The sequence below is a fragment of the Pseudomonas oryzihabitans genome (genome assembly GCF_007665395.1).
Taxonomy (GTDB): domain Bacteria; phylum Pseudomonadota; class Gammaproteobacteria; order Pseudomonadales; family Pseudomonadaceae; genus Chryseomonas; species Chryseomonas psychrotolerans_C.
Genome location: NZ_VDND01000018.1, coordinates 26,782 through 46,729, shown reverse-complemented (window position 1 = coordinate 46,729; position 19,948 = coordinate 26,782). Strand labels below are relative to the sequence as shown.

At 65.2% G+C, this 19,948-nt stretch carries 16 protein-coding genes and 2 pseudogenes; 7 read left to right on the top strand and 11 right to left on the bottom strand.

Annotated elements, in window-relative coordinates:
* From FSV73_RS24725 to FSV73_RS24695, 7 genes and pseudogenes are all read left to right on the top strand, one after another.
* Nucleotides 1-445: pseudogene (locus FSV73_RS24725) on the top strand (4-deoxy-4-formamido-L-arabinose-phosphoundecaprenol deformylase); the annotation flags it as partial.
* The gene (locus FSV73_RS24720; RefSeq protein WP_145012960.1) at nucleotides 442-2,085 is read left to right on the top strand and encodes a phospholipid carrier-dependent glycosyltransferase; all 1,644 of its coding nucleotides are present in this window, start codon (nucleotides 442-444) and stop codon (nucleotides 2,083-2,085) included. The pseudogene FSV73_RS24725 and the gene FSV73_RS24720, both read left to right, overlap by 4 nt.
* A complete protein-coding gene (locus tag FSV73_RS24715; protein WP_145012958.1) occupies nucleotides 2,082-2,423 on the top strand; it encodes an EamA family transporter in 342 nt (113 codons plus the stop codon). Before FSV73_RS24720 ends, FSV73_RS24715 begins: the two co-directional genes overlap by 4 nt.
* Entirely contained in the window at nucleotides 2,420-2,821 is a 402-nt protein-coding gene (locus FSV73_RS24710; protein ID WP_145012956.1) for a hypothetical protein, read from the top strand. Before FSV73_RS24715 ends, FSV73_RS24710 begins: the two co-directional genes overlap by 4 nt.
* Complete coding sequence (locus FSV73_RS24705) at nucleotides 2,818-4,170, top strand: UDP-glucose dehydrogenase family protein (protein WP_145012954.1); 1,353 nt, start codon at nucleotides 2,818-2,820, stop codon at nucleotides 4,168-4,170. The genes FSV73_RS24710 and FSV73_RS24705 overlap by 4 nt, the downstream gene beginning before the upstream one ends.
* Nucleotides 4,171-4,197: 27 nt before the next feature.
* A pseudogene (locus FSV73_RS24700) lies at nucleotides 4,198-5,864 on the top strand (ArnT family glycosyltransferase).
* 30 nt (nucleotides 5,865-5,894) lie between these two features.
* Nucleotides 5,895-7,553 carry an ArnT family glycosyltransferase gene (locus FSV73_RS24695; protein WP_186309344.1) on the top strand — a complete coding sequence of 553 codons (1,659 nt, stop codon included), beginning with the start codon at nucleotides 5,895-5,897 and terminating at the stop codon, nucleotides 7,551-7,553.
* Between the two features lie 141 nt (nucleotides 7,554-7,694).
* On the opposite strand, the gene FSV73_RS24690 is transcribed toward FSV73_RS24695, so the two are convergent.
* The 11 genes from FSV73_RS24690 to FSV73_RS24640 form a co-directional block, all read right to left on the bottom strand.
* Entirely contained in the window at nucleotides 7,695-8,399 is a 705-nt protein-coding gene (locus tag FSV73_RS24690; RefSeq protein WP_145012951.1) for a GntR family transcriptional regulator, read from the bottom strand.
* 3 nt (nucleotides 8,400-8,402) lie between these two features.
* Nucleotides 8,403-8,810 (bottom strand): oxalurate catabolism protein HpxZ, encoded by a 408-nt coding sequence (gene hpxZ / locus FSV73_RS24685; protein ID WP_145012949.1) that lies wholly within the window; start codon nucleotides 8,808-8,810, stop codon nucleotides 8,403-8,405.
* Nucleotides 8,807-9,481, bottom strand: coding sequence for a cysteine hydrolase family protein (locus FSV73_RS24680; RefSeq protein ID WP_145012947.1), 675 nt, complete (start codon nucleotides 9,479-9,481; stop codon nucleotides 8,807-8,809). Before FSV73_RS24680 ends, hpxZ begins: the two co-directional genes overlap by 4 nt.
* Entirely contained in the window at nucleotides 9,478-11,010 is a 1,533-nt protein-coding gene (locus FSV73_RS24675; protein ID WP_145012945.1) for an ABC transporter ATP-binding protein, read from the bottom strand. Before FSV73_RS24675 ends, FSV73_RS24680 begins: the two co-directional genes overlap by 4 nt.
* A gap of 3 nt (nucleotides 11,011-11,013) precedes the next feature.
* The gene (gene biuH / locus FSV73_RS24670; RefSeq protein WP_145012943.1) at nucleotides 11,014-11,703 is read right to left on the bottom strand and encodes a biuret amidohydrolase; all 690 of its coding nucleotides are present in this window, start codon (nucleotides 11,701-11,703) and stop codon (nucleotides 11,014-11,016) included.
* 3 nt (nucleotides 11,704-11,706) lie between these two features.
* The gene (locus FSV73_RS24665) at nucleotides 11,707-12,714 is read right to left on the bottom strand and encodes a formamidase (protein ID WP_145012941.1); all 1,008 of its coding nucleotides are present in this window, start codon (nucleotides 12,712-12,714) and stop codon (nucleotides 11,707-11,709) included.
* 12 nt (nucleotides 12,715-12,726) lie between these two features.
* Nucleotides 12,727-13,647: an ABC transporter permease gene (locus tag FSV73_RS24660; RefSeq protein ID WP_145012939.1), complete on the bottom strand. Its 921-nt coding sequence runs from the start codon at nucleotides 13,645-13,647 to the stop codon at nucleotides 12,727-12,729.
* Nucleotides 13,640-14,752 (bottom strand): ABC transporter permease, encoded by a 1,113-nt coding sequence (locus FSV73_RS24655; protein ID WP_145012937.1) that lies wholly within the window; start codon nucleotides 14,750-14,752, stop codon nucleotides 13,640-13,642. Before FSV73_RS24655 ends, FSV73_RS24660 begins: the two co-directional genes overlap by 8 nt.
* A 7-nt stretch (nucleotides 14,753-14,759) precedes the next feature.
* Nucleotides 14,760-15,869, bottom strand: coding sequence for a BMP family ABC transporter substrate-binding protein (locus FSV73_RS24650; protein ID WP_145012935.1), 1,110 nt, complete (start codon nucleotides 15,867-15,869; stop codon nucleotides 14,760-14,762).
* A 26-nt stretch (nucleotides 15,870-15,895) separates the two neighbouring features.
* Nucleotides 15,896-17,683: an allophanate hydrolase gene (atzF, locus tag FSV73_RS24645; protein WP_145012933.1), complete on the bottom strand. Its 1,788-nt coding sequence runs from the start codon at nucleotides 17,681-17,683 to the stop codon at nucleotides 15,896-15,898.
* Between the two features lie 448 nt (nucleotides 17,684-18,131).
* The gene (locus FSV73_RS24640; RefSeq protein ID WP_145012931.1) at nucleotides 18,132-19,757 is read right to left on the bottom strand and encodes a methyl-accepting chemotaxis protein; all 1,626 of its coding nucleotides are present in this window, start codon (nucleotides 19,755-19,757) and stop codon (nucleotides 18,132-18,134) included.
* Nucleotides 19,758-19,948 lie beyond the last annotated feature (191 nt).

Genomic DNA, 19,948 nt, shown 5'->3' with positions numbered 1-19,948 from the left:
CTCCGCCGCCGCCGGCTGGCGCGCCGATCCGCGCGTGGTGCTGGCCAAGGAGGCCTTCGGCCTGCGCTACAACAGCGATTGCCGCGGCAGAACCCTCTTCCTTCCTCGGTTGGAAAGTGGAGCGTTGGGCACTCCGCAGATCCCGGTAGACATGCCTACCTTCGATGAGGTGGTCGGCCCCGACCTTCCTGCGGCCGACTGGAACAACTATCTACTCAAGCGCTTCCGTCCGGGGGCGCTCAACGTCTACACCCTGCACGCCGAGGTGGAAGGCATCGCCTTCGCCGAGGACCTCCGCGCACTGCTCAAGGCGGCGCAGGAGCAGGAAATCCATTTCGTACCCATGGGCGATCGCCTGCCCGAGGATCCACACAGGCTTCCGGAAGGAAGCGTTGTCCGCGGCAGCCTCGCAGGGCGCCAGGGATGGTTAGGAGTTCAACAATGAGTCGTGTGCGTCTGCTGTTCCTGTTGCCCTTGGCGCTCTTGGCGTACGTGCTGCCCCTTAACTGGCGTGGTCTCTGGATTCCAGACGAATCGCGCTACGCCCAAATCGGCCAAGAGCTGTGGCGAAGCGGCGACTGGGTAGTACCCCATTTCCTCGGTCTGCCCTATTTCGAGAAGCCCATCGGTGGCTATTGGACGCAGGCGATGGCTCAAGCCTTGCTGGGCGACTCGCTGCTCAGCGTACGCCTTGTACCCTTGTTGGCCGGCTTCGCCACGGCAGCCCTGGTCGTCCGCCTGACGCGCCTGATCTGGGGCGATCGACAGCTCGCGCTACTCGCCGGTGTGCTCTACCTGTCGTGCCTCGCCATAGCGGCGTCGGCCACCTATGTGACCCTGGACGCCCAATTCGCCTTCTGGACGACCCTTTCGCTGCTGGCCCTTTGGCAAGCCCAAACCGCTACCTCCCTTGGCGTGGCCCTGCGCAACTGGGCGTTGCTCGGCCTGGCCTGCGGCTGTGGCCTACTGACCAAGGGCTTCCTCGCCCTGGTGCTACCCGTACTGGTCGCCCTGCCCTTTTTCGTCTGGCAACGCCGACTGCTGGAACTGATTTTCCGCGGCCCCCTGGCCGTCATCGTGGCGGCGCTGGTCGTGGCCCCCTGGGCGCTCTGGGTAGCCCAGCGCGATGGCGACTACTGGAATTTCTTCTTCTGGCACGAGCACATCCAGCGGTTTGCCAGCGATGACGCCCAGCACGAGCGACCCTTCTGGTTCTATGGGCCGATTCTGCTGGTCGCCATCCTGCCTTGGACGGGCCTGCTTCCTCGCACCCTGGGCAACCTCTGGCAGCAGCGCAGCCATACGGGGACCGCCTTCCTGGGAATCACCTTCATCAGTCAGCTGATCTTCTTCAGCCTCAGCCGCGGCAAGCTGCCCACGTACCTTCTTCCAGCCATGGCGGCACTGGTGCCGCTGATTGCCCGGGCCGCGTTCGATGCCTATCGGACAGGTCAATGGCAGGCCCTGCGGCTCAACGGGGGTGCCAATCTGCTGTTGGGCATCCTAGGCCTCGGTGCGTTGCTGATGTTCGATGATCGTCTCTATGGCCGGGGCGACAATCTGGCATGGGCGCTGGCGCTACTGGCGCCACTTGGCTTCATCTTGGCAGGTCTGGGCGCTCTGCTGTGGCCTAGGCAGACGGCGCTGGCCCCGGCCCTAGCGATCTGGCTGGTGCTGCCGCTGCTGACCGTCGCCTTGCCCAAAGGTCTTGTGTACAACAAGTTGCCGAGCGTCTTCGTCCAGGAACAGCTACGCAAACTGAACCCGGCGCACCTGTTGGTCAGCAACGACCTTGGCGTGGCCGCCAGCCTCGCTTGGGCGACCCGACGCTCCAACGTCGTAATCGTCGGCGGCCCTGGAGAGCTGAAATACGGCTTCGAACGCCGGCCGGACAGTGGTCGTCTGCTAGATGACGGCGAACTGCCGAACTGGATCGAGGAGCATCGTCGCGAAGGCTCCATCGCTGTGCTGCTGCGAATGAGTGGCGACAGTGACGACCGGCTGCTCGCGAGTCTACCGGCCACTTCGGACAAGATCGTCAACGAGCGTCTCGTCCTGCTGGTCTACCCGAGGACAGCACGGTGACGGCCACTGAAGTGACATTGATTGTGGCAGTCATCCTGCTTACCAGCGCCAGTCAATTCGGGCAGAAAAAGGCTGCAGATGCAGGATCGGGATTTGCCGCTTTCATAAGTTCGAAATGGCTATGGCTAGCACTGGCCTGCATGGGAACCGCCTTGCTGCTGTGGTTCGCCGTGCTTCAACGCGTTCCGGTCGGCATCGCCTACCCCTTACTGTCCCTCAATATCCTGGCGGTCACGATCCTTGCCCGCGTCGCGTTCAACGAGCAGATCGGCCGCAGGGCCTGGTGGGGCTGCCTGTGCATCGTACTGGGCGCAGCCCTCCTGGGTGGTCAGGCATGAGTAGCGTGGTTGCCCTCTTCGCCAGCATCGGGCTGACTGCCGCGGCGCAACTGCTCATGCGCTATGCCCTCGTGCAATTACCTGCAGTGTCGAGCTGGCCAACCGATCCGGGGGCGCTACTCAGCACCGCTGGCATGCAACTAACCCTTGCCGTGGGGTGCTATGGCCTGTCGATGCTGGCCTGGCTGACCGCCCTGGCGAAGATCCCGCTTGGCCAGGCCTACGCTGCTTTGAGTCTTTCCTACGTACTGGTTCACCTCGGCGCCCTCTGGCTGCCAGGTGCTGCCGAGTTCACGTCCGCGCGCCCGCTACTGGGCATCGCGCTGATCGTGGTTGGCGTTGCGCTAGTTGGCAGCGATCGCGCCCCTGTCTCCTCCCCTCTCAGGAATACCCTATGAACATCAGCGTATTCGGCATCGGCTATGTCGGCCTGGTGCAGGCCGCCGTCCTGGCGGAAGTCGGCCATCAGGTTGTGTGCATGGACATCGACCAGGCCAAGATCGACAGGCTCAAACGCGGAGAAATCACGCTGTACGAGCCTGGCCTCGAAGAACTGGTGCGTAACAACCTCGCCGACGGCCGTTTGGAGTTCACCCAGGATGCGGCGACCGCGGTCGCCCACGGTAGCGTTCAATTCATCGCGGTGGGCACCCCTCCCGCTGCAGATGGCTCAGCAGATCTCACGGCGGTGTTAGCCGTGGCCGAAACCATCGCTCGCCTACGCCTGGAACACCGCGGCAGCGATCCCCTGCTGGTGGTCAACAAATCGACCGTCCCCGTCGGTACCGGCGATCGGGTGCGTGCCATCATCGATGAAGTCCTGGTGGAGGAAGGTCGAACGCTGCACGTCGAGGTGGTCTCGAATCCGGAGTTTCTCAAGGAGGGCGCGGCCATCACGGATTGCAAGCGACCGGATCGTATCGTGGTTGGCACCGAGTCACCCGAGGCGCGCGAGCTGATGCGCGAACTCTATGCACCCTTCAACCGTAACCACGACCGCATCCAGTTCATGGATATCCGCAGTGCGGAGCTCGCCAAATACGCAGCCAACAGTCTGCTGGCTACCAAGATCAGCTTTATCAACCAGATCGCCGAGGTCGCCGAGCGCGTAGGTGCCGATATCGAGGCCGTGCGTCTGGCGATAGGCGCGGATCCGCGTATCGGCAGTCACTTCATCTACCCCGGCTGCGGCTATGGCGGCTCCTGCTTTCCCAAGGATCTGCAGGCGTTGATCCGTACCGGCGAAGAACAAGGACTCTCCCTGGATCTGCTGCACGCGGTCGAGGCGATCAACGCCAGACAGAAATCGAAGCTCTTCAGCCGTATCCAAGGCTACTTTAAAGGAGACCTGCAAGGCCGCACCTTTGCACTCTGGGGCCTGGCATTCAAACCGAACACGGACGACATGCGCGATGCGCCGAGTCGCGTGTTGATGGAGGCCTTGTGGGCTGCCGGCGCCCGCGTACGCGCCTTTGATCCTGTGGCGATGGCCGAGGCCCAGCGCCTCTATGGACATGCCGATCGCCTGGCCCTCATGGGCACGCCTGAAGCTACGCTCGCGGGCGCCGACGCCCTGATCATCTGCACCGAGTGGCAGCAGTTCAAGGCACCCGATTTCGACCTCCTTTATGAACAGCTAAAGCAACCCCTGGTCTTTGACGGCCGAAATCTCTACGACCCCGAGCGGATGGCCAAGCGCGGATTCGAGTACTTCGCCATTGGCCGCGGCAAGTCCCTCGCCGCCTGACACTGTATTTCCTCTGGATAGTGTTCAATGAAAACCCTGCAGTTATCCATCGACACGCGCTTGCCGCATGGCTTTCAAGGCAAGCTCGGCGTCGAGAGTCTGCTCGTGCTTGTAGCAGCGACGGTGCTGTTTACCCTTGGTATCTGGAACCAAGCTCCTCAAGGCTTCGATGGCCGGTGGGCAGTGTTCCTCAACGAGATGTTCCGCCACGGGCCTTCCTTCTTCGCCACCACCTATGGCCAGCCGTATCCCGATTACCCTGGCACGGCGACCTGGCTGAGCTGGCTGGCCGCGCGGGTCATAGGCGCGCCCAATCAATTCGCCAACGTACTGCCCACGGCCCTGGCTTCTGCCGGCGTTCTGGCCATCACCTACCGGATTCTCGCCGACCGCAGCCGGGCCTGGGCGCTGCTCACCGTGCTGCTGGTGGTGCTGACCCCGCAGTGGCTGGAAAAGGCACGAGCCGTCTGCCTGGATCAGATGATCGCCCTCGTTGTGCTGGCGTGTTTCTACCTGTTTTACCGCGCCGATCGTGATAACAGCCCCAGGCTGCGCCTGCTCGTACTTCCGCTCTTTGTCTTGGGCTTCGCCATCCGTGGGCCCCTGGGCCTGATCGAGCCCTGCGCCATCGTGAGCGTGTACTGGCTGGTGACTGCCTGGTGCGACCCGCACCGCAGACCGGCCGCCCTCCGTGGCCTGATTGGCTATGGCGTGGCTGGCCTTGTCCTGCTGGCCGCTTGCTGGTGGACATTGATGCAGCTGGCCCGGCTGGAAGGCGGTGACACCTTTGCTGCCGAGGTCTGGCAGATGCAGGTCACCGGACGTCTCGACGAGAGCGGCAAGCCGTTCTGGTATTACCTGCAGCTTGGTCTTTACCGCTATCTGCCGGTGATGCCGCTGGCGCTGCTGACGCTCTTCGCCTGGCGCCGGGAATTCCTTTTCAGCCAGGACAGTGCCGACCGCCGACAGCTGCTGTGGCTGGCTGGGTGTGGGCTGATCATATTGCTCGGCTTGTCCGTTCCACACTTCAAACGCGCTTACTACGTCGTACCCATGGTGCCCTTCCTGGCCGCGATCGCCGCCTTCGCGCTGATACAGGTAGAAGCACGTCTGCGTCGCATGGAAGTCACCTATCGCACGCTCGTGGGCCTGCTACCCGCGCTGGCGATCGTGGCGCTGTTCGTTTGCCGCCACCTCTGGCAAAAGCACGGCTACTGGCCGGACGTCTCCCTACCGGGCCTGATCATTTTCTTCACTGGCCTGCAGCTCGTAGGTTTCATGACGTCGCGTAGCCAGTCCGGCACCAAACGCCTGTTGACGCTGAGCGCCCTTGCCTTTACGGCGCTCTGGGTAATGCTGGTCGCCGTTATCGAGCCCGCCCAGGATCTGGAATACGAGACGCGAGGCTTTGTCACCCAGGTGGAGGGCCTGCGTGAACAGCAGCCGGGGCCGCTGGTGTTCTTCGGACTTGGCCAGGACACCTGGGCTATCCGCTACATCATGAACCTGGATCACGACGAGCAGCCGCTCTTCGTTGGGCGCGATCAGAGCACGCAACTGGATGCCCTCCCAAGGGGATCGTGCTCGCACGGCAAGACCGCGACTTACTCGCCGGTACAGCGCTGGAACAGCTTCAACCCGTGCTGGAACGCCGTCTGAATGGCAACCCCTGCTTGGTATATCGGCTTCCCTAACTGGGCTTTGCACCAATGAAACCTCTAAAGATGTCTACCGAAGAGCCGTCGCTGGCACGTTCGAACACTGGAATCAGGGTCGAAAGCCTGCTGGTATTCGTTGCAGCAGCCGCACTCTTCACCCTCGGGATTTGGGATCAAGCGCCGCAAGGCTTCGATTACCGCTGGGCGCTGTTTCTGAAAGAAATGTTCCGTCATGGCCCCTCGTTCTTCGCCACGACCTATGGCCAGCCCTATCCCGATTATCCCGCCACCGCGACCTGGTTAAGCTGGCTGGCCGCGAGGGTCTTGGGTGCACCCAATCAACTCGCCAACGTATTGCCCACGGCCCTGGCCTCTGCCGGTGTTCTGGCCATTACCTACCGGACTCTCGCCGACCGCAGCCGGGCCTGGGCCCTGCTCACCGTGCTGTTGGTCGTGCTGACTCCTCAGTGGCTGGAAAAGGCGCGGGCCGTCTGCCTGGATCAGATGGTGGCGCTCGTGATGATGGCGTGCTTCTACCTGTTCTACCGCGCCGATCGCGATAACAGCCCCGGGCTACGTCTACTCGTCTTTCCGCTCTTTGTCCTGGGCTTCGCCATCCGTGGCCCCCTGGGCCTGATCGAGCCCTGCGCGATCGTGAGCGTGTATTGGTTGGTGACTGCCTGGTGCGATCCGCACCGCAGACCGGCTGCACTACGCGGTCTGATTGGCTACGGCTTGGTCGGTCTTATCCTGCTGGCCGCCTGCTGGTGGACGCTGATGCAACTGGCCCGCCTGGAAGGCGGCGAGGCCTTCGCTGCCGAGGTCTGGCAGATGCAGGTCAAGGGCCGCCTGGACGAGAGCGGACAACCCTTCTGGTTCTATCTGCAACTGGGCCTGTATCGCTATGTGCCGGTGATGCCGCTGGCGCTGCTGACCCTCTTGGCCTGGCGCCGGGAATTGCTGTTCAGCCCAGACAACTCCGAACGCCGCCAGCTGCTGTGGCTGGCCGGGTGTGGCCTGATCGTTCTGATTGGCTTGTCCATCCCCAACTTCAAACGGGCCTACTACGTCGTGCCCATGGTGCCCTTCCTCGCCGCCATTGCCGCCTTCGCACTGATTCAGGCGGCAGCGCGGCTGCGCTGGATGGAGATGACCTATCGCACCCTGGTGGGCGTGCTACCCGGGCTTGTGCTGCTGGTGGTGCTCGTCGGCCATCATCTCTGGCAAAAGCAAGGTAACTGGCCAGACGTCTCGCTGCCGGGGCTGATCCTCCTGTTCGCCGGACTGGAGCTCGTAGCCTTCGTGAAGTGGCGTTCTACCGTCGGCGTGCGGCGCCTGCTGACCCTGAGCGGCGTCGCCTTCGCCGCGCAATGGCTAATGCTCTTAGCGGTAGTCGAACCCATCCAGGACGTGGAATACGACACCAGGGGCTTCGTCACCCAAGTCGAGGATATGCGCGCCCGACAACCAGGGCCGCTGGTGTTCTTTGGCATAGGCCAGGACAGCTGGGCGATTCGCTACATGATGAATCTGGATCACGACGAACAGCCGATCTTCGTTGCCCGCGAGCAGAAGGCCCGGCTCGCTGCACTGCCGTCCGGGTCCTGGGTGGTGCTCGCCCGACGCGACCGCGAATGGCTCGACGGAACCCCGCTGGAGAGGCTAACGCCGAGCCTGGAGCGTCGTTTGAACACCAATCCCTGCCTGGTCTACCGACTGCCCTGACCGGCACCCGCAGCAGGATGGCCGGTGAGAAGGGTCCGCGACGTTGAAGATGACCCTAGGCCGCAAGAACGGGCGAAGGGATACAGGCGCGTCAGGGTGAACCTCGCGGAGCAGGCCGGCATTCGAGAAGGCCACCAACCTTCACCCCTCGGACGCCGCCGGCGGACGCTCGAATCGGCGGCGCGCCTCGGACAGCTTCGAGAGGCTGAGCTTGCGGACCTCGATCTTGCTCTGCTCGATATGGGCCCTCAGCATCAGCAGGGTGTCCTCGCGCTTGCGCAGGCGCAGTGCCTTGAGGATGCTCACGTGCTCGTTGTAGGTGTCCTCGATGCGGGCGCGCTGGGAGAAGTCCAGGCGTCGGACGATGCGGATGTGCTCCGTCACCTCGCGGTGCACCCGCAGCATTTCCCGGTTGCCCGTGGCGGCCACCAGCCCGCTGTGAAAGGATTCGTCCAGTTCGGCGACCGTCTGCATGTCGGTGTGGCGCTGGTCCTGCGGCACGATCCAGACCTGGCACAGGGCTTCCAGCATTTCCGGCAAGTCGACCAGCCCGCACAGCCGATCCACGGCGGCGGATTCGAGCACGATCCGCAGGTCGTAGAGCTCGTCGATACGGGCGAAGTCGAGCGGCTTGACCATCCAGCCGCGGCGGAACTCCACCTCCAGATAGCCTTCGCGCTGCAGGCGATAGAGGGCGTCGCGGACCGGCGTGCGCGACACCTGGTAGCGCTCGGCGATCTGCGTCTCGGTGAAGCGGTCATGGGGCAGCAGATAGAAATCGAAGATTTCCTGCTTGATTCTCAGGTAGATCTGCTCGCCGAGGGCGTTGGTCTGGAACTGGGTCATGGGTTATCCGCGGGCGTCCAAGCTGCTCAGGTCGATACTGACGTGCGCGGCGACGACCCTCCATTCCCCATCCAGGCACAGCCAGGTCTGCATCTGGCGCCCGACCCGTGCGGTGACGCCATCGCTGAACTCGGTGCTGACGGTGGCGCAGTCCTCGCCGAAGGTGGTGATCACCGTGTGGTGCAGACGCCTGCCCGCTCCGACCGGTTCGCAGAGCCGACGGTACGCGGCGATAGCCTCGCTGCCATAGAGATTTTCCGCCACCCCGAAGCGCACCGTGTGGGGCGATGCCCAGAAATACCCATCGAGCGTTTCCAGCTCGTTGGCGATCAGCGCCCGTTCGTAATCACGAAAGGCCGCGGTGACCGCGGCCACTACCTCGGGAAGATTGATCGCGGAAAGCGATGTCATGGTGTGTCCTTGTACAGAGCGGCCTCCAGGGCCGCCAAAGAGGCCGTCCGGCCGACGATGCCGCCCTGGGCGACGATCATGTCCAGTGTCGCGCGTTTGAACGCCGGGAAATAGCTTTCCGTGGCCTCCTCGATCAGCAGACAGCGATAGCCGCGGTCATTGGCTTCCCGCATGCTGGTCTGCACGCAGACCTCGGTGGTCACCCCGGCGAACACCAGGTGACTGATACCACGGGCTTGCAATCGCTGGTGCAGACCGGTCGCATGGAACATGCCCTTGCCCGGTTTGTCGATCACCCACTCGCCCTCGACCGGCGCGACCTCGGCGATGATCTGGTTGCCGGGTTCGCCACGGACCAGGATGCGACCCATCGGGCCGGGGTCGCCGATACGCAGCCCGGGAAGGCCGTGGGCGTGCTTGGCCGCCGGGCAATCGGACAGGTCGGGAAGATGGGATTCGCGGGTATGGACCACCAGCACCCGGTGCTGACGGGCCAACGCCAGCAGCCGCTGCACCGCCGGAACGATGGCCTTCAGCGGCGTGACGTCGTTGCCCAGCGCCGCGCCGAAGCCGCCCGGCTCGATGAAATCCCGCTGCATGTCGATCACCACCAGCGCGGTGCTGGCCGGCTCGAAGGCGAAGGTATCGGGATGGGCGTTCACCTGGATCATACGGCCTCCGCCTGTGTCGCACCGCCGGCCATGTGGTGACCCAGCACGGCCCGGTCGGCCTGGGCGCTGGTGGTCTCGAAGCCGATATGGCCATCGTGCATCACCAGGATGCGGTCGGCCAACTCCAGCAGCTCATCCAGGTCTTCGCTCAACAGCAGCACCGCCGCCCCGGCATTCCTGGCCGCGACGATCCGTTGGTGAATGAGCGCCGCCGACGCGAAGTCCAGCCCGAACACCGGATTGGAGACGATCAGCACCGCGACCCCCTCGGTCAGCTCACGTGCCAGGACGGCGCGCTGGACGTTACCTCCCGACAGGGTGCCGATGGGCCGTTCCGGATCGGCCGGCGTCACCTGGAAGCGCGCGATGAGGTCGCGCGCTTGAGTACGGATGGCTCGGCGATCAAGGCGCCAGCCCTGGCGGCACAGCGGCGCCTGGTCGAAGTTGCGCAAGGCCAGGTTCTCCGCCACGCTCAGGCCGGCGATGCAGGCATTGCGCAGCGGCTCTTCCGGCAGGCTGTAGACCCGCAGCTCCTGCATCTCGCGGCGCGTGGCGCGATAGGGACGGCCATTCACGCGGATCTCGCCGCCGCTGGCCTTGCGCTGCCCCAGCAGGGCCTCGGTGAGCTCCCGCTGGCCGTTACCGGAAATCCCGGCGATGCCCACGATCTCGCCCGGGTGCACGGCCAGCGACAGCCCGCTGACCGCCAAGGTCCCCTTGTCGCCCGGCACATCGAGCGTGTGCACCTCGAGGCGCGGGGCGCCGGCAGCCACGGCGGGCCGCTCCAGCGTGGCCGCTGGGGTCCCCGCCGCGCCCATCATCCAGACGGCCAGGGGCTCGGGCGAGGTGGCCGCAACGGCGGTGCTACCGACCAGCCGGCCTTTGCGCAGTACCGTCACGTCATCGGCGAAGGCGCTCACTTCGCGAAATTTATGGGTGATCATCAGCACCGAGATATCTCCTCGGTGGGCCATCTGCTGCATCAACCCCAGCACCTCATCGGCCTCCTGCGGCGTGAGGACCGAGGTCGGCTCATCAAGGATGATGAAGTGCCGTTCCAGATACAGCTGCTTGAGGATCTCGAGCTTCTGTTTTTCACCCGCCGCCAGGCTGCTCACGGGGCGCTCAAGATTCAGCCGAAAGGGCATGCGCGCCATGAAGGCCGCCAGTCGCTCACGCTCTCGCGGCCAGTCGATACGCCAGCCCAGGTCGCCGCGCGACAGCACCAGGTTCTCGGCGACGCTGAGCCCCGGGGCCACGGTGAAATGCTGGTAGACCATGCCGATCCCCAGGGCGTGGGAGTCCCTCGGCGTGCGAATCTGTCGCTCGCGGTCGTTGACCAGGATCGCGCCTTCGTCGAGCGGGCCATAGCCGACGATGCCCTTGACCAGGGTGCTCTTGCCCGCCCCGTTTTCGCCCAGCAGGGCGTGCACCGTCCCGGCCCTGACGTGCAGCGCAACGTCGGCCAGGGCACGGAAGCTGCCGAAGCGCTTGCCGGCGCCGATGATCTCCAGGCTCAGGGCACGCATGGCTCAGCCCCCTGCCAGCACGGCGAGCAGCATGGCCGAATCACCCACCGCGCCGAAGACACCGCCCTGCATCTTGACCATGTCGAGCGCGGCCCGGTGGTTGCCGTGGTCCGTGGCGCCGCAGCAGTCTTCGAGCAGGATGCATTCGAAACCGCGGTCGTTGCCCTCGCGCATGGTGGTATGCACACAGACGTCCGTGGTGATGCCGGTGAGGATCAGGTTGGCGATGCCGCGGGTGCGCAGGATCAACTCGAGGTCCGTGGCGTAGAAGGAACCCTTGCCGGGCTTGTCGATGACGATCTCGCCGGGTAGCGGCGCCAGCTCGGGAATGATCTCCCACCCCGGTTCACCGCGAACCAGGATGCGACCACAGGGACCGTCATCGCCAATGCCGGCGCCGATGTTGCGCGAGCGCCAGCGCTTGTTGGCCGGCAAGTCGGACAGGTCGGGACGATGGCCTTCGCGGGTGTGGATGATAGGAAATCCCTGGGCCCGCATGACCTCGAGCACGGATTTTATGGGCTCGATGGGCGCGCGGGTCAGCGACAGGTCATATCCCATGGCATCGACGTAACCACCGACTCCACAGAAGTCGGTCTGCATGTCGATGATCACCAGGGCGGTGTTGCCCGGATCGAGGCGACCGTCATAGGGCCAAGGGTAAGGCGCTGAAGCGAGGTGACGTGAACTCATGGGTCACTCCTGGGCTGAGGGCGTGAACAGGCGCTCCGGCGCGGGCAGTCCGCAGGAGGTGCCATCGGTGTGGACCACCTGGTCCTCCCACGGCAGCCGATAGCGACCCGCCGCCAGGTCATGCATGTAGGTGTAGGGGCAATCCTGGGCGCCGCCCTTGACCGCGGAATAGCCACGATGGCCGAACTGGTAGATGTTGTTCTCCACGCCCCAGTGCAGGCGCGCTTCACGCACCAGGTCCGGACGCATCTCGCAGCAGACGATCTCGTCGGCACGACCACCGCCCTGGTTCATCACGCTACCGTCGAAATCGACGAACATGGCTTCGCCCATCGAATCGAAGGTGCCATCGGAGCCGCACATGCAGACGCTGGCGGTCTGCATCAGATTGCAGAAGGCGTTGGCCTGATTGGTGATCTGCCAGGCCTGGCGGATCGGGGCGGTGTAACCTGCGGTACGGATCATGATCTCGGCGCCCTTGTAGGCACACTCGCGCGCCATTTCCGGGAACATGCCATCGTGGCAGATGATCAGTGCCAGTTTGCTGCCGCGCGGACCGTCACAGACCGGAATGCCCTGGTCGCCCGGCTCCCAGGGCTCGACCGGCACCCAGGGATGCATCTTGCGGTAGTACAGGCGGATCTCGCCGGTGTCGTCGACGATGAGGCCACTGTTGAAAGGATTGCCATGGGGATTGGCCTCCATGATGGAGAAGCAGCCCCAGATGCAATGGTCGACGCAGGCCTGGCGCAGCGCCGCCACTTCCGGCCCGTCCAGGGAGCAGAGGATCTCCGGCGAGGTATCCATGGACAGCCCGTGCAGGGAGTACTCCGGGAAGACGATCAGGTCCAGGCTGGGCATGCCCCGCCGGGCCTTGCCGACCATCTCCACCACCCGCTGGGTCTGCGCCCACAGGGCCTCCCGGGTATGGGGATCCGGCAGCGACAGCTGCGCCAGACCGATCACGACGCCATTGGGCGACTTGTTCAAACCACCAAGACCACTGGACATGAGCTTATACCTCTAGCGGGTGAGACTGAGCTCGCCGGGAGCACCAGTCAGGGTTCGATTCGGCCGGCAGGTGACGAACATCACCAGCAGCGTCAGGGCATAGGGCGCGGCGGCGAACAGGTAGTAACCCGTGCTGATACCCACCGCCTGCAGCGCGGGACCGATGGCACCGGCCGCGCCGAACAACAGGGAGGCCCACAGGCAGTTCAGCGGTTGCCAGCGCGCGAAGATCACCAGGGCCACGGCCATCAACCCCTGGCCACTGGAAAGCCCCTCGTTCCAGCTGCCGGGGTAGTACAGCGACAGGTAGGCGCCGCCGACACCGGCGAGAAAGCCACCGACCGACGTCGCCCAGATGCGCACCCTGATCGGGCGATAGCCCAGCGCCTGGGCCGATTCAGCATGATCACCGACCAGGCGCAGCATTAGCCCCCAACGAGTGCTGCGCAGCCCCCAGTGCAGCAGGACGGCCAGGGCGACACCCAGGAAGAACAGCACATTGATGTTCAGTGCCGAGCGCACCCGCTCATCCGCGGACCAGTGCCCCAGCGCGAACGACGGCAGCACGGGTGCCTGCGGCTGGATGAAGGCCTTGCCGAGGAAGAAGGCAAGGCCCGTTCCCAGCAGGATCAGCGCGATACCGAAGGCGATGTCGTTGACCTTGGGTAGCGAGCAGACGATGCCATGCAGCAACCCCAGGACCAGGCCGGTACTGCCTGCCGCGAGCACGCCCAGCCAGGGTGAGCCGGACAGGTAGGACGCGGCGTAGCCGGTCATGGCTCCCGCGACCAGGATGCCCTCCAGGCCCAGGTTGATGCGCCCGCCTTTCTCGGTGAGGCACTCACCCAGGCTGACGAACAGAAAGGGGGTGCCCACCCGTACCGCGCCGGCCAGCAGCGCCAGGAAGAAGGTCAGCCAATCGAGGTTAGCCATGCTCGGGAACGCCTCCGACCGGGGTTGCCGCCTTCGCCAACAGCCGCAGACGCCAGGCCGTGAGGCGCGGACTCAGGGCTTCCCAGGCCAGCAGATTGGTGAACAGGATGCCTTCGAGGATCAGCGTCGTCGCATCGGGCAGGTCCAGGCGCCGCTGCAACAGGCTGCCGCTGGCTTCGACGCCGCCCAGCAGCGTGGCGCAGAGGATGATGGCCAGGGGGTTATGCCGGGCGGCGAAGGCCACCAGGATGCCGCTGGTACCATAGCCGGCGATCAGCGCCGCGTTCGCGCTGCCCTGCACCGCCGCGACCTCGAACATCCCGGCCAAACCGGCCGCCGCCCCGCCGAGCAGGCAGGTCAGCAGTACCAGCCGGTTGACGGACAGTCCCAGCATCCGCGCCGTGCGCACGTTGCCGCCGACGATGCCCAGCGCGAAACCGCTGACGCTATGGCGCAACAGGACATAGGCCAGCAGGCAGGCGATGACGCCCGCCACCAGCCCCCAGTGCACGGCGAAGGCATCGCTCACCGTGCCGATGAGATAGGTATCCTCGAGCGGCACGGTCGAGGGCTTGTTCAGACTCGCCGGATCGCGCAGCGGACCCTCGACCAACTGGCGGAACAGCGCGATGCCAATGTAGGAGAGCAGCAGGCTGCCAATCGTCTCGTTGAGGCCGCGGGTCTGCCGCATCCAGCCCGCCAGCCCGATCCACAGGCCACCGACCAGCATGGCCGCCAGGCCCATCAGCACCAGCATCAAAGGCCCGGGAAACGCCGGTAGCCACAGGGGAAGCACCGCGGCGGCCAGACCACCCAGTACCAGGGCGCCCTCCCCGCCGATGATGATCAACCCGGCCCGGGCTGGCAGCGCGACGCACAGTGCGGTCAGCATCAGGGGCGCGGCGCGCTGGAGGGTATTTTCCCAGGCGAAGGAAGAGCTGAAGGCGCCTTCGAAGACCAGCGCGCCCGCCGCCAGTGCTGGTTTGTTCTGCACGGCGAGGAAGAGCAGAAACAGCGCGCCCGAGGACAGCACGGCGAGCAGCGTGGGCAGTCCGGGCAGCGCCCTGGCGGCCAGCCGGTGCAGCTTGTGTTCGAGGCTATTCATGCGGCCCTCAGATCTGGCCCTGGACGCCTTCGACCAGGTAGTTCATCCGCTCCAGCACCACGTCGGTCTGCGGCTGGCTGGTACCGTCCGCGATGACGACCGTGCCCTTGTTGTCCTTGATCGGGCCCTTGAAGATGACGAAGCTGCCCGCGAGCATCTGCGCCTTGATGGCATCGGCCTGCTGCTTGGCGGCGTCGCTCACCTTCGGGCCATAGGCCGAGGTCTTCACGAAGCCGTCCTTGAGCCCGCCACGCATGAAGTTGACCATCGGCTTGCCGGCCTGCGCGGCCTCGACATGGGCGCGATAGGGGGTTTCCCAATTCCACTCGGCACCGGTGAGATAGCCCTTGGGCGCCAGGGCGGCCTGGCTGGCGTGATAGCCACAGGTCATGACGCCGCGCTTCTCGGCGGTCTCGACGATCACCTTGGGGCCATCCACGTGGCAGGTCAGGACGTCGCAGCCGCGGTCGATCAGGCTGTTGGCCGCCTCGGCTTCCTTGACCGGCAGCGACCAGTCACCGGTGAAGATCACCGTCACGGTGATGCTCGGATCCACCGAACGGGCACCGAGGGTGAAGGCATTGAGGTTGCGCAGTACCTGGGGCACGGGCTTGGCCGCGATGAAGCCGAGCTTCTTCGACTGGCTCATATGGCCCGCCACCACGCCATTGAGGTACTGCCCCTCATCGATGTAGCCGAAGAAACTGCCGGCATTGAGCGGATCCTTGCCCTCCTGCCAGAGGCCACCGCAGTGGGCGAAGCGGACATCCGGGTACTTCTTCGCCACCTTGAGCACATGGGGGTCGAAGTAGCCGAAGGAGGTGGGGAAGATCAGGGTGGCGCCATCCTGGCGGATCATGGCTTCCATGGACTTCTGCACCGCCACGGTTTCCGGGACGTTCTCCTCTTCGATCACCTTGACGTTGGGCAGCGTCTTGATAATCGCGGCAGCCTGCGCATGGGCCTGGTTGTAGCCGAAATCGTCGCGGGCACCGACATAGATGAAGCCGACGACGAGGGGCTTGTCGGCAGCCCGGGCCAGGCTGAACGGGAGCGCGGCACTGGCGCCGATCAGCCCTGCCAGCTTGATGAAATTGCGACGGTCGATAGGATTCATGTCAAGGTCCTCGGTGGGTGTCGGGATCAGAGCGAAGCGCGATAGGCGCGCCAGCCCCCAAAGCGGGTGATGTCCTGGGCGCCAGCGAGCCCGGCAGGCTCGCAGATGAAGCCCTTGACCCAGCGTCCATCGGCCAACTCGACCGAGCCGATGCCGAGTGGCGCGGGAATCGCGGCGACGAAGGCGCCGAAGAGGCGCAGCGGCATGGCCCAGACCTCGAGGTTAATCGCCGCGCCCTGCTCCGCCACCCTGACCAGGCCAGGCTTGGCCGGCTGGGTATTGGCCAGCGCATAGAGCCGGTAGTGGTCGCTGGTGGTGGTGCTGGACAGGCGGCGGGCACCGCTTTCGAGCAGTTGCCAGTTCAGCGGCTGGCCCCAGAGATGCGCGCCCACGACGGCCACTTCCACCTGGGGTTCACCCGCGTCCAGCGGCGCGAGGGCGATGGCATCGCCTTGATCCTCGCCCCCGAACAGCGACTGCCAGCGGGCGGCCGTCTCGGCCAGGTACTGGTCCGAGCCCGCGCGGCCGATCAGGGTGATACCCGCCGGCAAGCCATCGGCGCGGCGCACGCCTGGCAGGGCGAAGGCCGCCATGTTCATCAGGTTGACGAAATTGGTGTAGTGGCCCAGGCGCGCATTGCTCTGGACGGGATCGGCCAGTACCTCGGCGATGGTGGGCATGCACGGCGCCGTAGGTACCACCAGCAGGTCGACGTCGGCCAGCAGCCGCTCGGCCTCCCGGGTCAGGGCTTGCAGCCGGTAGTGGGCCTCGAAGGTATCGACCGCGCTGAAACGATCCGCGCCAGCCAGGATGCCCTTGACCACGGGATGGATGGCCGCCGGTCGCTGCTCAAAGAACGGCCCTACGGCCGCCCGCCTTTCGGCCACCCAGGGCCCCTGGTACAGCAGCGCGGCGGCCTCGGCCAGGACGGCATAGGGAATCTCGGTCAGCACCACGCTCGGATCCTGGCGCAACCGCGCCAGGCTCTGGGCGAAGGCTTCCCTGGCCTGGTCGTCGCCGAAGAATTCCGGCTGCGCCGGTACCGCCACCCGGCGTTGCCGGCGCTGCACGGGGCGGACCAGGGGTTGGCGCGCATAGGCGTCCCCGGCATCGTAGTGGGCCGCCACCTGCATGACCTGCCAGGCACTGGCCGCATCCGCGGCGAAGATCGACAGGGTGTCGACGCTTCGGCAGGCCGGCACGACGCCACGGCTGCTGAGCAGTCCCAGACTCGGCTTGAGCCCGACGATACCGTTGAAGCCAGCGGGCACCCGCCCGGAGCCGGCGGTATCCGTCCCCAGGGCGAAGGCCACCTGGCCCAGGGCGACGGCCACCGCCGAGCCGGAGCTGGAGCCACCCGACACATAGCGCTCATCGACCGCATTGCGCACGGCGCCATAGGGCGAGCGGACGCCCACCAGGCCGGTGGCGAACTGATCGAGGTTGGTCTTGCCCACCAGGATCGCGCCGGCATCCAGCAGACGCTGGACGACGTAGGCGTTTTCCCGGGCCACGTAGGCGAACTCTGGACAGGCCACCGTGGTGGGCAGTCCGGCGACATCGATGTTGTCCTTGACCGCGAAGGGAATGCCATAGAGCGGCAAACGCTCCGGCAACGCCTCGCCGAGCTCGCGGGCCTGCTGCTCCAACTCCCGAGCCCGCGCCTGCAGGACCTCCTGCGGTAGACGGTGAATCCACACCTCCGGTCGATCACTGAGCGCCAGCGTCTCGAGCAAGGTCTGTACGGTCTGACTGGGCGTCAGATCACCTGCGGCATAGCGCTGGGCCAGGGTGCTGATGGGGTACGGATTCATGAGCATTCATTCTTGTATACAAGTGTGAATTCAAGATCTGCATGCTCTGTGCCAACCTGCCCCTGAAACAGGCGAGGACTGCCGTCAGCGTCTATCTCAAGCCCCAGGCGCTCGAATGACCAACCGGTGTCCCGGCCGATGATCGATCCGCGCACCAGTAGCGTGCAGCGAGAACCCTGACGCACCAGCACGGGGAAACCTTCCTGTCCCACCATCGCCTCATGCGGCCGTCCTCCCGGTCGGGGCGTGCCGCTCGTCATCCTGGCAGCGCGCCCGGCGAAACCGGGGATCAGCGCGACCCTGCCCCTTGCCCATCCTCACCGTGAGGCCGCCGAAGTCCGACTTGGGCCACGAGGGACCCTGCCCCCTCCCGCATCAGGCAGCTCCCCTCCTGGCTGAATCCGCCTGCGGCAGGGTGACGGCCCTAGGGTGCGCGCCCGACCTCGTCTTACAACTGGAAGCGACCGACCTGTCCCGTGAGCGAAAGCGCCAGGTCCGACAGCTGCCGGCTCGCCGCACGGGTCTGGCTGGCGCCGGTGGCGGTCTGCACCGACAGGTCACGGATTTGCACCAGGTTGCGGTCGACTTCCCGCGCCACCTGCGCCTGCTCCTCGGCGGCGCTGGCGATCACCAGATTCCGCTCGTCGATGCCGGATACCGATTGGGCAATGGCGACCAATGCGGCATTGGCCGACTCCGCCCGGTCACGGGTCTGCCGTGCCTGGTCGGCACTGGTCAGCAAGGCGTCCACGGTCTGGCCGGTGCCCTGCTGGATGCTGCCGATCATGCCTTCGATTTCCCGCGTGCTTTCCCCGGTGCGATGCGCGAGCGCCCGAACCTCATCGGCCACGACCGCAAAGCCACGCCCCGCATCACCAGCGCGTGCCGCCTCAATCGCGGCGTTGAGGGCCAGGAGGTTGGTCTGGTCCGCGACCGAGCGAATGACATCCAGCACCTGGCTGATGTTGCGGGTCTGGTCTGCCAGTTCCCGTGCCCGTTCGCTCGCGCCCATGACGTTATCGGTGAGCGTCTGGATGGCGCTGAGCGTATCGCCCAGCTGCTGCTGGCCTTGGCGCGCCGTCTCGGCCGCCTGGCGTGACTCGGCAGACGTCGAAGTGGCGTTACCCGCCACCTCTTCTACCGCCTGGCTCATTTCGGTGACGGCGGTGGCGGCCATCTCGATTTCGCTGTTCTGCTGCTGGAGCATCTGGGCGCTTTGTTGAGTGACCGCCGACATTTCTTCCGCCGCCGACGCCAGCTGCGTCGCCGAATGCCCGAGGTGCCCCAGGGTGTCGCGCAGGTTCGCCTGCATCTGACGCATGGCCTGCAGCAATTGGGCTGCCTCGTCGCGCCCCTGGGTGTCCAGGACCTGCGTCAGGTCGCCACTCGCGATGGTCTTGGCCGCCGCGACCGCTGCCGCGATCGGCCTGGTCATGCTGACCGTCAGCCGCCAGGCCAACAGCAGCGTGAGGCTCAAAGCCAGGGCAATGGCGACCCAGGTGACCGACTTCGCCTGGCCATAGGTGGCGCTGGAAGCATCCGCCGCGGTCTGGATGTCTTCCTGGTTGATCTTGCGCAAGGCTTCGGTGCGCTCGTTCATCTGATTGCCCTGCTGCGTCATGGCGGCTTGCACGAGGGAGCGCCCCTCATCCATCTTCCCCGCCAGTACCAAGTCGGCCACCCGATAGGCGTTGGCCAGATAATCCCGGTAGGTATCCCGCAGCACCTCGAAGGATTGGCGCTCACGATCGGACATGCCCTGTCGCTCATAGCGACCGAAGCCCGTCGAGACCTCGGCGCTGATGGCTTCGATCTTCTTCCGCGTCGCCGCGACCGAAGCGGCCTCAGGTACGGCCAGCAGGCGCAAGACTTCGATTCGGGTACGGGCCACCTGGACCGCCAGGTTGTCCGCCTCGAGGATACCGGGAACGCTCCTGGTCTCTATCACCAGACTCTGCCGCCGGATCTGGGTCATTTCCAGAACGCTGAAGATGCCGAGGCTCGCGACCAGGATAGCCATGAGGCCGAAACAGAAGAGACTGCGGTGAGCGATGCTGAATAAGCGAAAAGACATAGCGAGGAACCCATGATGAGAGAGGCAAGCGAAGCGGCTGCAACCGCGATTACTTGAGCAGAACCTGTCTGGCGCGCCGCTTGCGATTGCCGGAGGCGGCCACTGACTATCGGCGACAGCACGCACAAGAGAGCCGCACCGCTCCGTCAGTTCAGGCTTTAACGAACGGTCGGCAGCGGCGCTCGGCGAGA

Coding starts and splice junctions, on each gene's coding strand:
- FSV73_RS24660 (WP_145012939.1), bottom strand. CDS start 13,647: ATGGCTAACCTCGATTGGCTGACCTTCTTCCTGGCGCTGCTGGCCGGC.
- atzF (WP_145012933.1), bottom strand. CDS start 17,683: ATGAATCCGTACCCCATCAGCACCCTGGCCCAGCGCTATGCCGCAGGT.
- biuH (WP_145012943.1), bottom strand. CDS start 11,703: ATGAGTTCACGTCACCTCGCTTCAGCGCCTTACCCTTGGCCCTATGAC.
- FSV73_RS24680 (WP_145012947.1), bottom strand. CDS start 9,481: ATGATCCAGGTGAACGCCCATCCCGATACCTTCGCCTTCGAGCCGGCC.
- FSV73_RS24690 (WP_145012951.1), bottom strand. CDS start 8,399: ATGACCCAGTTCCAGACCAACGCCCTCGGCGAGCAGATCTACCTGAGA.
- FSV73_RS24675 (WP_145012945.1), bottom strand. CDS start 11,010: ATGCGTGCCCTGAGCCTGGAGATCATCGGCGCCGGCAAGCGCTTCGGC.
- FSV73_RS24710 (WP_145012956.1), top strand. CDS start 2,420: ATGAGTAGCGTGGTTGCCCTCTTCGCCAGCATCGGGCTGACTGCCGCG.
- FSV73_RS24640 (WP_145012931.1), bottom strand. CDS start 19,757: ATGTCTTTTCGCTTATTCAGCATCGCTCACCGCAGTCTCTTCTGTTTC.
- FSV73_RS24720 (WP_145012960.1), top strand. CDS start 442: ATGAGTCGTGTGCGTCTGCTGTTCCTGTTGCCCTTGGCGCTCTTGGCG.
- FSV73_RS24705 (WP_145012954.1), top strand. CDS start 2,818: ATGAACATCAGCGTATTCGGCATCGGCTATGTCGGCCTGGTGCAGGCC.
- FSV73_RS24650 (WP_145012935.1), bottom strand. CDS start 15,869: ATGAATCCTATCGACCGTCGCAATTTCATCAAGCTGGCAGGGCTGATC.
- hpxZ (WP_145012949.1), bottom strand. CDS start 8,810: ATGACATCGCTTTCCGCGATCAATCTTCCCGAGGTAGTGGCCGCGGTC.
- FSV73_RS24655 (WP_145012937.1), bottom strand. CDS start 14,752: ATGAATAGCCTCGAACACAAGCTGCACCGGCTGGCCGCCAGGGCGCTG.
- FSV73_RS24665 (WP_145012941.1), bottom strand. CDS start 12,714: ATGTCCAGTGGTCTTGGTGGTTTGAACAAGTCGCCCAATGGCGTCGTG.
- FSV73_RS24695 (WP_186309344.1), top strand. CDS start 5,895: ATGTCTACCGAAGAGCCGTCGCTGGCACGTTCGAACACTGGAATCAGG.